At 66.5% G+C, this 13,504-nt stretch carries 12 protein-coding genes; 6 read left to right on the top strand and 6 right to left on the bottom strand.

Features of this window, described 5'->3' with window-relative positions; all coding sequences use genetic code 11:
• Window positions 1-30 precede the first annotated feature (30 nt).
• Both purD and IW252_RS04850 read left to right on the top strand, forming a co-directional pair.
• Complete coding sequence (gene purD / locus IW252_RS04855) at window positions 31-1,350, top strand: phosphoribosylamine--glycine ligase (RefSeq protein WP_196835530.1); 1,320 nt, start codon at window positions 31-33, stop codon at window positions 1,348-1,350.
• Window positions 1,350-2,240 carry a phosphoribosylaminoimidazolesuccinocarboxamide synthase gene (locus IW252_RS04850; RefSeq protein WP_196835529.1) on the top strand — a complete coding sequence of 297 codons (891 nt, stop codon included), beginning with the start codon at window positions 1,350-1,352 and terminating at the stop codon, window positions 2,238-2,240. The genes purD and IW252_RS04850 overlap by 1 nt, the downstream gene beginning before the upstream one ends.
• On the opposite strand, the gene IW252_RS04845 is transcribed toward IW252_RS04850, so the two are convergent.
• The 4 genes from IW252_RS04845 to IW252_RS04830 all read right to left on the bottom strand — a co-directional run bounded on the left by IW252_RS04845 (window position 2,237) and on the right by IW252_RS04830 (window position 9,226).
• Entirely contained in the window at window positions 2,237-4,039 is a 1,803-nt protein-coding gene (locus IW252_RS04845) for an ABC transporter ATP-binding protein (protein WP_196835528.1), read from the bottom strand. The two genes, IW252_RS04850 and IW252_RS04845, sit on opposite strands and share 4 nt — an antisense overlap.
• Complete coding sequence (locus IW252_RS04840; RefSeq protein WP_196837110.1) at window positions 4,036-5,814, bottom strand: ABC transporter ATP-binding protein; 1,779 nt, start codon at window positions 5,812-5,814, stop codon at window positions 4,036-4,038. Before IW252_RS04840 ends, IW252_RS04845 begins: the two co-directional genes overlap by 4 nt.
• Before the next feature lie 126 nt (window positions 5,815-5,940).
• A complete protein-coding gene (locus tag IW252_RS04835; RefSeq protein WP_331271444.1) occupies window positions 5,941-6,858 on the bottom strand; it encodes a metallophosphoesterase in 918 nt (305 codons plus the stop codon).
• Between the two features lie 10 nt (window positions 6,859-6,868).
• Window positions 6,869-9,226 carry a transglycosylase domain-containing protein gene (locus tag IW252_RS04830; protein WP_196835526.1) on the bottom strand — a complete coding sequence of 786 codons (2,358 nt, stop codon included), beginning with the start codon at window positions 9,224-9,226 and terminating at the stop codon, window positions 6,869-6,871.
• A gap of 37 nt (window positions 9,227-9,263) precedes the next feature.
• On the opposite strand from IW252_RS04830, the gene IW252_RS04825 reads away from it, so the two are divergent.
• From IW252_RS04825 to IW252_RS04815, 3 genes are all read left to right on the top strand, one after another.
• Window positions 9,264-9,419 (top strand): hypothetical protein, encoded by a 156-nt coding sequence (locus tag IW252_RS04825; protein WP_196835525.1) that lies wholly within the window; start codon window positions 9,264-9,266, stop codon window positions 9,417-9,419.
• A 22-nt stretch (window positions 9,420-9,441) separates the two neighbouring features.
• Complete coding sequence (locus IW252_RS04820) at window positions 9,442-9,930, top strand: RidA family protein (protein ID WP_196835524.1); 489 nt, start codon at window positions 9,442-9,444, stop codon at window positions 9,928-9,930.
• A 61-nt stretch (window positions 9,931-9,991) separates the two neighbouring features.
• On the top strand, window positions 9,992-10,894 hold the full coding sequence (locus tag IW252_RS04815) for an NUDIX hydrolase (protein ID WP_196837109.1): 903 nt from the start codon (window positions 9,992-9,994) through the stop codon (window positions 10,892-10,894).
• A 63-nt stretch (window positions 10,895-10,957) separates the two neighbouring features.
• Here IW252_RS04815 and IW252_RS04810 read toward each other — a convergent pair whose 3' ends face one another.
• Window positions 10,958-11,635: a Crp/Fnr family transcriptional regulator gene (locus tag IW252_RS04810; protein WP_196835523.1), complete on the bottom strand. Its 678-nt coding sequence runs from the start codon at window positions 11,633-11,635 to the stop codon at window positions 10,958-10,960.
• Between the two features lie 148 nt (window positions 11,636-11,783).
• Here IW252_RS04810 and IW252_RS04805 point away from each other — a divergent pair, with 148 nt between their 5' ends.
• The gene (locus tag IW252_RS04805; RefSeq protein WP_231365909.1) at window positions 11,784-12,974 is read left to right on the top strand and encodes a MarP family serine protease; all 1,191 of its coding nucleotides are present in this window, start codon (window positions 11,784-11,786) and stop codon (window positions 12,972-12,974) included.
• A 23-nt stretch (window positions 12,975-12,997) separates the two neighbouring features.
• Here IW252_RS04805 and IW252_RS04800 read toward each other — a convergent pair whose 3' ends face one another.
• Window positions 12,998-13,480 carry a hypothetical protein gene (locus tag IW252_RS04800; protein ID WP_196835522.1) on the bottom strand — a complete coding sequence of 161 codons (483 nt, stop codon included), beginning with the start codon at window positions 13,478-13,480 and terminating at the stop codon, window positions 12,998-13,000.
• Window positions 13,481-13,504 lie beyond the last annotated feature (24 nt).

Below are 13,504 nucleotides of genomic sequence, written 5' to 3'. Positions count from 1 at the left end.
GCGAGGCCTCTGCCGGTAGGCTTGGGCAGCGTGAAGGTTTTGGTGATTGGCCCCGGTGGCCGCGAGCATGCCCTTGTCCGTTCCCTGCTAGCCGACCCCCATGTTTCCGAGGTTCACGCGGCGCCCGGCAACGCCGGTATGGCCGCCGACGTGCCCACTCACGCGGTGAACGCGCAGGACCCCGACGCCGTCGTGGCCCTCGCCCGGGAGCTTTCCGCTGACTTGGTGGTGATTGGCCCAGAAGCCCCGCTGGCGGCGGGCGTCTCCGACGCCGTGCGTGAGGCCGGGTTTAACATCTTTGGCCCGTCCAAGGCCGCCGCGCAGCTGGAGGCGTCGAAGGCCTTTGCGAAGGACGTCATGGCCGAGGCGAATGTGCCGACGGCGATGGCGCGCGTGGCCACCACGGCAGAGGAAGCCGCCGATGCCCTCGATGCTTTTGGGGCTCCCTACGTGGTGAAGGACGATGGGCTCGCGGCGGGCAAGGGCGTGGTGGTCACCGAGGACCGCGTGACTGCGCTGGCCCACGCTGAGGCGTGCTTCGCCGCGGGCGGCACCGTGGTGATTGAGGAATTCCTCGACGGGCCCGAGGTGTCCCTCTTCGTCATTTCCGACGGCAAGCACGCCGTCCCGCTCTCCCCGGCCCAGGACTTCAAGCGCATCTTCGACGGCGACGAGGGGCCCAACACGGGTGGGATGGGCGCATACACGCCCTTGACCTGGCTGCCCTCCGGATTCGTGGACGAGGTCATGGAGCGCGTCGCCTATCCCACGATCCGGGAGATGGCCAAGCGCGGCACCGAGTTCGTCGGGGTGCTGTACTGCGGTCTGGCCGTGACGAGCCGTGGCGTGCGCGTCATCGAATTCAACGCCCGTTTCGGCGACCCGGAGACGCAGCCCGTCTTGGCTCGCCTCAAGACGCCGCTCGGCGCGCTCCTGCTCGCCGCCGCGCGGGGCGAGCTGGACGACGCTGAGCAACTGCACTGGCGGCCTGAAACCGCCGTCGGCGTGGTCATGGCCTCGGCGAACTACCCGGACAGCCCACGCAAGGGCGATGTGATCAGCGGCATCGCGGATGCCGAGGCGTTGGACGACGTGTTCGTGCTCCACGCGGGGACGGCGGAGTCGGACGACGGCGAGACCGTCACCGCGGGCGGCCGCGTTCTCGCCGTCGTGGGCCTAGGTCAGGACCTGGTCAGCGCCCGCGGCACGGCGTACGAGGGCGTGGTGCGGATTAGCTGGGACGGCGCCCAATACCGTCGCGATATCGCCGAACAGGCGGCGGAGGGGCGCGTGCACGTGCCAGCGCAGGGGCAACCGGCGCCCGGCTCGGCTGAGGGGCAGGCCAACTGATGGCGGGATTCGAGACCGACGCCCCGGTCCTTGAGGGCTGGACGCACGTGTACTCCGGCAAGGTGCGGGACCTGTACGAGCCCGCGGACCCGAGCATCACGGACCGCGTCCTCGTCGTCGCCAGCGACCGAATCAGCGCCTACGACTTCGTCCTCAGCAGCGAGATCCCGGATAAGGGAAAAGTTCTCACGCAACTGAGCCTGTGGTGGTTTGAACAGCTGGGCGTGCCGCATCACGTGCTTTCGACGGACGTGCCGACCGAGGTCGCTGGGCGGGCCATGGTCTGTAAAAAGCTCACGATGTACCCCATCGAATGCATCGCTCGCGGCTACTTGACGGGTTCCGGCCTCAAGGAGTACAACGCGTCCCGCACCGTGTGCTCCCTGCCGCTTCCCGACGGGCTGGTGGACGGGTCCAAGCTGGAGCCGGCCATCTACACGCCGAGCGCTAAAGCTGAAGTCGGCGAGCATGACGAGAACATCACCTATGAGCAGACCGTGGAGCGCGTGGGCGCGGAGACGGCAGCAGAGTTGTCCCGGCTGACGCTTCAGCTGTACACACGGGCCGAGCAGATCGCCCGCGAGCGCGGCATCATTCTTGCCGACACGAAGGTGGAGTTTGGCCTCGACCCAGCCTCCGGGACCATCACCCTCGGGGACGAGGTCCTCACGCCGGATTCCTCCCGGTTCTGGGATGTTGACGACTATGTCCCGGGGCGCGCCCAGCCGTCCTTCGACAAGCAGTTTGTGCGGGACTGGCTCACCTCCGAGGCCTCGGGATGGAACCAGGCCAGCGGCGAGCAGCCACCGGCCTTACCGCAGGACGTCATTGCCAAGACGCGCGCCCGCTACGTCGAGGCGTACGAGCGCCTGACAGGCCGCACGTTCTAAGTCAGCGAGTCCTGCCACGCCGCGTGGAGCGCGGCGAACCGGCCTCCGGCGGCCACCAATTCCGCCGGGGAGCCGTCCTCCACGATCTTGCCGTCATGGACCACCAGCACCCGGTCGGCGATTTCGACCGTTGAGAGCCGGTGGGCGATGATCACGGCCGTGCGCTCCCCGAGCAGTCGGGCGAGGGCCGCTTGTACCGCCCGTTCGCTGGGGATGTCCAATGAGCTCGTCGCTTCGTCGAGAATCAGCACCGATGGGTCGGCGAGGAACGCGCGCGCGAAGGAGATCAGCTGGCGCTGCCCCGCTGAGACACGTCCACCCCGCTTGTTGACGTCCGTGTCATAGCCCTCAGGGAGCGATTCGATAAATTCGTGCACGCCGACGGCGCGGGCCGCCAAAATGACTTCCTCACGGGTGGCGTTTGGCTTGCCGAGGGCAATATTCTCCGCCACCGAACCGGAGAACAGGAACGCCTCCTGGGTCACCATGACGACGGCCCGGCGCAGGTCGCGCTGGGAGAGCTCACGCAGGTCGACGCCGTCGAGGGTCAAGGTGCCCTCCGAGAGGTCATAGAACCTGGCGATGAGCTTGGCCAGCGTGGATTTACCAGCGCCCGTTTGGCCCACCACGGCGACCGTCTGCCCGGCTTCGATGGTCAGGCTGAAGCGGTCCATCACTACGGGCCCACTGCCGTAACCGAACACGGCATCGGAAAACTCCACGCGGCCCGCAGCGTGCGTGAGCTGCCGCGGCCGCTCCGGTTCGACGACAGTCGGTACTTCCTCGAGCAGTCCGGAAACCTTTTCCAGCGCCGCCGTCGCGGCTTGGAACGAGTTGTAGAACATGGCGATGGCCTCGACGGGCTGGAACACCCGCTTGGCGGTCAGGAGGAGTCCCACGAGCGCGCCGATCTCCAGCGAGCCATCGAGGACCCGGAAGCCGCCGATCAGCAACACGGCGGCGACGGTCAAGTTTCCGATGAGCATGAGCGTCGGCTGCAGGACGCCGAACAGGGAGATGGTCCGCAGCGTATTGTCCCGGTACTGATGGGCGATGTCCGTGTAGTTCTCATCGCTCGCCTGCTCCCGGCGGAAGGCCTTGACGGCGCGGATGCCCGTCATCGTCTCCACGAACGTGGTGATGACGCGGGCGGAGATCACCCGGGACTCGCGGTAGACCAGTTCGGAGCGGACTTGGTACCAGCGGAAAATGACGGCGATCGGCACGGCCGCGCCGATGACCACGAGGGCCGTCTGCCAGTCCAGGATGAACATGCTGATCGCGGTAAACAGAATGAACGCCAGGCCGGACACCAGCTGAGACATCCCTTGGTCGAGGAGCTCACGTAGCGTCTCAAGATCAGAAGTTTGCCGCGAAATGACGCGTCCCGACGTATATGTTTCGTGGAACTCGAGGGAGAGCAACTGCGTGTGGCGGAACACCCGCAGGCGCAGATCCAGCAGCATCGCTTGGCTGACGGCGGCGGCCGCGTACGTGTACAGCCCGAGGAACCCGCCCGCGAGCAAAGCAGTGCCGATGTAGGCGCCCCCGGCGAACCCCAGCGCCGCGTAGTCACCCGCGACAACCCGGGGCAACATGGTGTCAATAGCCCACGCGACCAGCAGCGGCAGCGCCGCCCGCGATCCGGCCGAGACGAGGACCAGCAGGGCGGTGCCGATGAGGCGCCACTTCAACGGGCCGGCCAGAGCCTTGAGGAGGCGGAGCGACCGGCGCCGCACGCGCCGCCGATTCTCGGCATCGAGGTTAATATGATCTTCGTCGGCAACACCGATGCTCATGCCCGGCCCCCTTCAGTCAGAACCTCTTCGACGCTCGGCGGCTCGTCGCCAGCCGAAATGACGTACCGGTAGTGCGGGTTGCGGGCCAACAGCTCCGCGTGGGTGCCGACGTCCTGGATCCGGCCGTCGCGCATGACGGCGACCCGATCCGCCAACATCACCGTGGACGGCCGATGCGCCACGATCAGCGTGCTGGTTCCCGCGAGCACCGTGCGGAGCCGCTGGGTGACCGCCTCCTCCGTGCGCACATCGAGCGCTGAGAGCGGATCGTCGAGCACCAAGAACCTCGGCTTGGCCGCAATCGCCCGCGCGAGGGCGAGGCGCTGACGCTGGCCACCCGAGAGGGAGAGCCCCTCCTCGCCGATCAGGGTGTCCACCCCGTCCGGCAGCTCGTGGACAAAGTCCGCCGCGGCCGTGTGCAGCGCCTCCGAGAGGACGTCGTCGAGCTCCTGCCCCGGTGCCGGCTGCGCCCCGAGCAGCACGTTGTCCCGCACGGAGGAGGAAAACAGGATGGAATCCTCAAAAGCGACGGCCACGGCGGTGCGCAACGCGGCGACGTCGTACTCCCTGACGTCCACCCCGTCGAGGCGGACCGACCCGCCCGTGGCCTCATACAGGCGCGGGATCAGGTGCAGCAGGGTTGACTTGCCGCAGCCGGTTCCGCCGACCAGGGCCATGGTTTCTCCGGGACGGATGTCGAGGTCTAGGTGGTCGACGACGGGGCTCGAGGCGTCGGGATACGTGAAGCTGACGTCGCGCAGCTCGAGGTGGCCGGCTGGCCGCTCCGGTGTGCGGGGATGCTCCGGATCGGTGATCGACGTCGGCGCGTCGAGGACTTCGTAGTGCCGGTCCAGTGCGGTCTTCGTGGTGAGCGTCATGCCCAGGAGCATGCCGATGCCTTCCACGTGATTGGCCAAGAACGCGGCGGTGGCGAAGAACGCGGCGAGATCGCCGACCGACAGCGCGTCGGTGGCCGTGAGCCAGAGCCCGGTGAAAAGCCCGATGCCGAGCGTGACCTCAGGCAGGGCCACGACGAGCGCCAAGAAGCCGGCCAGAGTGCGGGCCTTGTGAATCTCCGTAGCGCGCAGCTTCTGCGCCTGCGCGTGGAAACCGGTGAGGGCCTCCCGGCCGCGTCCGAACGCTTTGATCACGCGGATCCCGTGGACTGATTCCTCCACGGTGGTGGCGAGGTCCCCGGCTTGGTCCTGACTCAGGCGGCTGGCATCGCGGAACACGGTGCGAAATTTAAACGCGCGCCACGTGATGGGGATGGCGCCAGCCACGTAGATCAGGGCCAAAATCCAGCTGGAGCTGAACATGAAAGCGAGGCCCACGAGGACTGTCAGAGAGGAGACCACCAGCATGATCACGCCAAACGCCATCCAGCGGCGCAGCAAGGAAAGGTCCGCCATGGAGCGGGAGAGCAACTGGCCCGAACCCCACTGGTCGTGAAACGCCACCGGCAGCTGCTGCAAGTGACGGAAGAGGTTCAGGCGCAGGGAGGTTTCGATGCGGGCGCTGGGAGAGATGACGAAGACGCGCCGGAGCCAGACAAGCAGTGCCTCGAAGGCGCCGAGCAGCGCGACGATGACCACGCCGAGCCAGATCGCCGAGGCGACGGAATCGCCAGCCAGCACGGTGTTGACGAGCCAGCGCAGAACCTGGGGGATGGTGAGCGCGACGACGCTGGCCAGCAGCGCGCAGAAGGCCCCCAGAATGAGCCGAGGCATGATGGGCCGCAAGTGCGGGATGAGTCGGCCGAACGTCTCCGCCATGGATGCGGAGGGCGCGTGTTGTTGAGCCAAGGGGTGCAGCCTCGAAACGTAGTGGTTGGTCTTGCCCAATTGGTGGCGTGACTAGTCTGCCACTTTTCGCACTGCGTTTAGTAGATATTTCAGAAATTAGGCCGTCAAGTGCAACAGCACGGCCTCGGGGCGGCACGCGATGCGAACGGGCGCGTACCGCGAGGTGCCGATGCCCGCGGAGACGTTCAGCGGGACCGTGCGTCCGCGGTGCTCCCACCACGTGAGGCCTCGGGCGCGCCACGTTGGTAGGTCGCAATTGGAGACCAGAGCTCCGTAGCCCGGGATGCAGACCTGTCCGCCGTGGGTGTGGCCCGCAAAAATGATGTCGGCCCCCGCATCCGTGAAGGCATCCAAGACCCGCTGGTAGGGGGCGTGGGCGAGGGCGATGCGCACGTGGGGGGCCTCGTCACCGCTGACCGAGCCCGCAGGCCAACCGGCGAACGCGTCGTATCCAAGGTGTGGATCATCAACACCGGAGAAGTCCAAGCGCAGCGGGCCGTGAGCCACGGCTTGGTGGCGATTGGCCAGGTTGATCCAGCCTGCGGCGCCAAAGGCCTCGTGCATCCGGCGCCAGTCGAGCTCCCGCAGCTGGCCCGCACGTTGCTTGGAGGGCCCGGCGAGGTAGCTCAAGGGATTCGCCGGCCGGGGCGCGAAGTAGCAATTGGAGCCGGGAACGTAGACCCCCGGCAAGCGCAGGAGCGGCTCGAGCGCCTCGAGCAACGGATCGACGGCCCGGAGGTGACTCAAGTTATCTCCGGTGTTGACCACGAGATCGGGTTCCAGCTCGGCGAGGGACCGCAGCCAGGCTGCTTTGGCCCGTTGGCCGGGCACCATGTGGATGTCGCTGAGGTGCAGGACCGTCAGCGGATCCGAGCCGGCCGGCAACACCGGGAGGCTCTCGTAACGCAACGTGAACTGGTTTTTCTCCCACAGGCCATAGCCCACGGCCGCCGTGGCCGCGGCGGCCAGACCGGTCGCGCTGGCCGCGGCGGTCCGCCACCCACTCCGTGTCACGATGCCCCCGTTAGTCGTCGTTGTTGCCGCCGTTGCCGTTACCGTTCCCACGCCCATTGCCGTTGCCGCCGGAGTCTTCACCGTCGCCAGAGGAATCCTCGCCCTCGGGGGCACTCTCACTCTGGTCCTCGCCGCCGGAGTCCTGAGTGGATTCCTCCTCCGGCTCGGACTCTTCCTCCGGCTCGTCGCTGGTGTCTTCCCGCGGTGCGGGGGCTGGCTCCGGCGCAGGCCGGGAGTCCGGCGTGCCGAATTCTTCGGCCTCGAAGTTCGGGATGACCTGACTCATGTAGTTGAGCCACTGCGGAGCCGCGAGCGTCGAGGAGTCGTAGGGGCTGTACGGATCCAGGTAGTCGTACTCGACGCCGTTGATGACCTCGTTATCGATTTCTTGGTTGCCCGTAAACCGGCCGACCCACGAAGCGGTAGAGATGCCCGAGGTGTAGCCGACGAACCACGTCGACGAAGCGCCGTTGTTGGTACCCGTTTTGCCAGCGATCGGCTGCGAAATGGTGCCGCGGGCGACGCGCTCATCGGCAATTTCGCTCAGCGTGCCATTGAGGTTCCGCAAGACGTTCGGATCGACAGCCTGACGGCATTCGCGCTCTGGCACCTTGTACTGGTTGCCATCACCGTCTTCGACCCAGCGCAGAGCGCGCGGCTCGCAGTATTCGCCGTCGTTCGCGAAGGCCGCGAAGCCGGCCGCCTGGGACAGCGGCGTGACGCTTGCGGTGCCGAGGACGAAGGACGGGTTGGACGGGTTGATCGGCTGTGGCTCGCCCGTCTCCTCATCGCGGTTGTCCTGATCCAGGATGCCGACTCGGGCGGCCGCGTCGGAGATGTCGCAGAGATCAAGCTTGGCCGCTTCCTGCACGGTGGCCGTGTTGATGGACCACTTCAGGCCGTAGTCAACCTGCATCCGGCGCTTGAAACCCTGCGAGGCATTACCTACGTCCCACTGACCGTCGTCGGGGTTCACCGTTTGGGTGTATCCCTTGGGGAGGCACGACGCAGTCCAGCGGTAGGAGTCGTTGTAGTAGTCGCGGCTCGCGTCAACGGTGTCCCACATGTTGTTTCCGGCCTCGAGCCACGCAATGGCGGTGAACGGCTTCATGGTGGAGCCGCCGGGGAAGCCGCCCGCGCCCCCGAGCTCGGCCGGAACGTTGAAGTTGTAGACGGTATTTTCCGTGCCCTCTTCAGGGCTGAAGTACTTATTCTGGCTCATCGCCAGAATCTCGCCGCTACCTGGCTCCACGGAGACGATCGAGGTGCCGATATTGGACTCGTCGTCGGCGGGCACCGTTTCGCGTGCCGCGCGGGTGGCCTCGTCCTGGGCGGTGGGGTCCAGCGTGGACACAATGCGCAGGCCGCCGCGGAAGAGGAGGTTTTCGCGATCTTCACGAGTTTCGCCGTAGGCAGGATCCGCCAAAATCAGGTGCTTGACGTACTCGCAAAAGTACGGAGCGCTGGACGAGGCATAGCAGCCGGAGCTCGTTTCGCGCGGATTGAGCATGGAGGAGATGTCGATGGCGACGGCCTCGTCGTACTCCTCCTGCGTGATCGCACCGGTGCGGAGCATGGCACCCAAGACCGTGTCCCGCCGCTTCTGCGTCAGCTCCGGATTGTTGAGCGGGTTATAGACGTTCGGAATCTGCACCATGCCAGCCAGCATCGCGGCCTCGGGGATGGTGAGGTCCGCGGCGGGCTTCGAGAAGAACTTCTGCGACGCGGCTTCAACGCCGTAGGTGCGGCCGGAGAACAGCACGATGTTGAGGTACCCCTCGAGGATCTCGTCCTTGCTCATCTCCTTCTCCACGGAGATGGCGAGCTTCATTTCGCGCAGCTTGTCCCCATAGTCCTTGGTGCCGGAGATGGTCAGCTCATCGGCCGACAGGCCGGAGAGTACGCCGGTGTTGATGAGCTGGTTGTTCACGTACTGCATGGTCAGCGTGGAGGCGCCCTGCTGGCTGGAGGAGACGACGTTATTCACGGCCGCACGCAGCGTGCCCTGGATGTCGACGCCGCCGTGCTCGTAGAAGCGCTCGTCCTCGATGGCCACGATGGCCTTCTGCATCGGCTCGGAAATCTCATCAATGGAGACCGGCTGGCGGTTCTGCTCATAGAAGGTCGCCAGCGTCGTCCCGTCCCGGGCCACCAGCGTGGAGGGAACGGAGAGAGGATCCTGACGAAGATCGTCAGGGAGCTCTTCGAAAAATTCGACGCTCGCGTTCGCGCTGGAGCCCGCCAACGAGGCGATGGGCACCAGCAATCCCGCAGCCAACACACCGCAGATCGCGCTCACGCCAAAGAAGGCGACGATCTTGCCGAGGGTGGTTGCGGTATCGAACAGAGGATTTTTGCTACCGGCCATACCCACCAGTCTAACGGGAGGGACTACGCTGGACGGTATGACGACTTGGGAATACACCATTACGCCTCTGCCCCTGCATACCCCGAAGGACGTTTTGGACACGTGGGGGTCCGACGGCTGGGAGTTGGTGACCGTGACGCCGGCGCCGAACGGCACCGGCCACGTTGCCTACCTCAAGCGCCCCAAGCAGTAAACGCATTCTGACAAGGTAAAACATGGATCACTCGACAGTGTCGGCCGGTCAATCGGCCATCGAGAAGCGGCTTGCTGAGCTGGGGTATGAGCTTCCGGAGGTGGCCGCGCCGGTGGCCGCGTATGTTCCGGCGGTCACCACCGGCCAGCACGTGTATACCGCGGGCCAGTTGCCGTTCATTAAGGGCGAACTCCCAGCCACTGGAAAGGTTGGCGCGGAGGTGGCCCCAGAGACCGCCCACGAACTGGCCGGCCGCTGTGCCCTGAACGCGCTGGCGGCCGTCAAGAGCGCCATTGGCGATTTGGACCGGATCACGCGGATCGTCAAAGTGGTGGGTTTCGTCTCCTCGGACCCGTCCTTCTTCGGGCAGCCCGGCGTCGTCAATGGCGCGTCCGAACTGCTCGGCGACGTGTTCGGCGACGCGGGTATCCATGCCCGTTCCGCCGTTGGTGTGGCGGTGCTGCCGCTCGACTCCCCGGTAGAAGTTGAACTGGTCGTCGAGTTCGCGTAGCCGGATCGCGGGCGCCGGGGCGCTGGGGCGGCGTTCCGTCGGCGCCCCGGCCACCGAGACGCTGGACCGCCACTTCGCTCTGCCGCCGGCTGAAGTCCCGGCCGCGGAGAATTGGGCCGCGCATGGCGAGCGCGCCCCCCGTGCGGCCCGCCGTGCATCGTCGGTCATTCTCTTGAGAGATGGCGCCCACGGCGTGGAGACCTACTTGGGGTACCGGCGGGGCATGTCGCCGCTCGGCGCCGTCGCCTTTCCCGGCGGCAGCGAGGAGCACGACGACGACGCCCCCGTCGACTGGTTTGGCCCTTCACCCGCTCAATGGGCGGATCGGCTCGGCATCCTGGACCACCGGCATGCGCGGGCCCGGATCGTCTGCGCGGCCCGCGAACTCTTCGAGGAGACGGGCGTGCTGCTCGCGGGGCACGACGAACTCTCGATGATCGAGAACTGTGCGACCCGCGAGTGGATGGAGTTGCGCCAGGCCCTTGCCGGCCAGGACATCACGTTTGCGGAACTGCTCAGTGGCCGCGGCCTCGCGCTGAGGACGGACCTGCTGCGGCCCATCGCGCGGTGGGTCAGCCCCGACTTCGCGCATCGGCGCTTTGATACGTGGTACTTCGCTGCCGCGATGCCCGTGCGGCAGCAGGCGTGCCTGCTCGAAGACAAAGGGACGTGGTCCGCGTGGAAGACGGCTGCCGAGGTGCTCCAGCAGCGGCAGACGACGGCCCTCGGCGACGAGGTGGACCACGAGCAGACGCGGGGCCTGCCGCTGAGTCAGATCACCACACCGGCGGTCGAGGTCATTCTGGAGAAGATCGCCACCACCCGGGGAACGATTGCTTACCTCGCCCACCGGCGAGAGCTAAAGACGTTTCACCCGCAGCTGGCCCAGGTCGACGGGGAGTTCATGCTCCACGTCGGCGTCAGCAACGCCAGCGAGGGCGGGGCGTGCTGGCGCTCGCGCTAACGACTCCCCGGACATGACGAAGGCCGCCCCTCTGCCAGAGTGAGGCGGCCTTCGCTCTGCCGGCTAGCGCGAACGCTGGCGCAAGCGCTGGATATCCAAGATCACCACGGCGCGGGCCTCGAGGCGGAGCCAGCCGCGCTGGACGAACTCGGCCAGGGCCTTGTTCACGGTCTCGCGGGAGGCGCCGACCAGCTGGGCCAGCTCTTCCTGCGTGAGCTCGTGAGCCACGAGGATGCCGTCGGTGGCCGGGCGGCCGAAGCGGTCGGCCAGATCCAGCAGGGCCTTGGCGACGCGGCCAGGAACGTCGGAGAAGACCAAGTCGGCGAGGGATTCGTTGGTGCGACGCAGGCGGCGTGCCAGCGCCTGCAGCAGCTGGATGGAGACTTCGGGGGAGCTCTCAATGACCTTGCGCAGGTTCTCGTGGCGCAACCCGGCCAAGCGGGTCTCCGACACTGCGGTGGCCGTCGCATTGCGCGGGCTCGGATCGAACAGGGCCATTTCGCCGAAGAGCTCGCCGGGTCCTAGGACGGCGAGCAGGTTCTCGCGGCCGTCCGGGGCGGTGCGGCCGAGCTTAATCTTGCCGGAAACGATGAAGTAGAGCTGATCTCCCTGATCGCCCTCGCGGAAGACAGAAGCGCCGCGAGAGAGGTCGACCTCGGTCAGTTCATCGGTCAGAGCAGCGAAGACGTCGTCTCCGAGAGTCTGGAAGAGCGGTGCGCGGCGAAGTACCTCGGTGTCCATGAAATCTCCTGTCCAAAAATAGATAGCGCTGTCTACATTCTGCCGTACATGAGGGGCTTGTGACGACTTCCACACGCGATTCCGGCGTGCTGACCCTGTGAATTAAGCTGACAGCTTGCCCAGCTGCCACCAGTACAATTAGCTCACGATGATCTTCGGTTTCAGCTGGCTAGACATCGTTCTAGCCATCGTACTGCTCTCTTTCCTTGTCTCCGGGTGGCGGCAGGGCTTCTTGGTGACCCTTGGGCGCATCGTGGGCCTCATCGCTGGCGCGATCGGCGCGTTTTACGCCGTGCCGACCGTCTCGTCGTGGGTGCCCAGTCCCGGGTGGCGCCTGTTCTGGGTGGTGGCCGTCGCCGTCGTGCTCATTATTGTCGGCCAGGCGATCGGGACCGCGCTCGGAGCACGGATTCGCCGGTGGCTTAACCTCAAGGCTTTGCGAGCCTTCGACCGCCTGACGGGTGCGGTACTGAACACCGCGGTCGCCGCCGTCGTGATCTCGGCCGTCTCCTTCTCCGTCGCCGCGATGGGCATCCCCATCCTCTCCCAATCGCTCGCGGACTCGCGGGTGATCTCCACGATCCGGCAGTACACGCCGGAGCCCGTGGAGCAAGCCCTCGCCTCGGCGCGCTCGGCGGTCATGGGGGAGTCAATCCCCGAGCTGTTCGAGCCCTTCGCGCCCACCGAGGCCGCACCGGCGCCGGAACCGGAGGAAATGGCGGCCGGTCCGGGAATCGACGCCGCGGCCAACGCCGTCGTGAAGGTCTCCGGTACGGCCTATCAGTGCGGCGTGAACCAGACCGGTTCAGGCTTCGCGGCCGCGCCGGACCGGGTCATCACCAACGCGCACGTCGTCGCTGGCGTCACCGACCCCGTGGTCACCACACGCGATGGCCGCGCTCTGCCGGCCACGATCGCGCACTTCGATCCGGCGCGGGACCTCGCGGTCCTTGCGGTGCCGGACTTGCAGCTGACCCCCATCCCCGTGGGGCAGGACCTCGGCGAGGGCGAATCCGGAGTGTTCATGGGGCACCCGGCGGGCGGCCCCTTTACCGCGCTCGGCGCCACCGTGCAGTCGGTGCGGGACGTGTCCGTGCAGAACATTTACGGCGGCGAGCCGTCCTCGCTGAACATTTACCAGTTGGGCGCCGACATCGAGCAGGGCAACTCCGGCGGCCCTCTGGTCGACGAGGAGGGTCGGCTTATCGGCGTGGTCTTCGCCAAGGCGCGGGGCGCTGAAGACGTCGGCTACGCGCTGTCCCTCGAGGAGGTGGCCCCCCTCGTGGAGGCGGCCGAGGAGTACGACGACGTCGTCTCCTCCGGGGCCTGCACCTCCTGAGCGGCAGGCCCGCCGCAGGGGGGCTAGAGGTTCTCGAGGGCGCTGACGCCGAGCATGGCCAGCAGGCCGAAGCCGATGCCCCACAGGATGATGGAGATGGTCTGCCAGATGATGACCTGCCGCTTGTTCGAGCCGATACCCACCAGCAGCATCGACGTGATTTGGCTTGGCAGCACCCACTGACCGAGGAGGCTCACGCCGGGGACGCCGAACCGGTTGAACATGCGCATGAAGCGCTGTTGGCCTTTGGAGGGCTCACATCGGGACTTCTCGGCGAGCTTGCGCTGAATTCCTGCTCCCAGAGTGACGAGCCCGAACATGCAGAGCCAGTTGCCGATCACCGCCGCCGTGATGGCCACGGCCACCGGCAGCCCGATGACGACTCCGAGCGCCGAACCGGTGTATGACTCGACGAAGGGGATGGCGCCGGCCAAGGCGATGACCAGTGATTGCAGGGCGGGCCCGAGCGGTGCGGCGAGTTCGTGCAGCCAGTTGATGACGTCCATGGTGTGCCTTTCGTGAAGTGGAGA

The organism is Zhihengliuella flava (assembly GCF_015751895.1).
Taxonomy (GTDB): Bacteria; Actinomycetota; Actinomycetes; order Actinomycetales; family Micrococcaceae; genus Zhihengliuella; species Zhihengliuella flava.
This window is presented reverse-complemented; position numbering and strand designations above follow the sequence as displayed.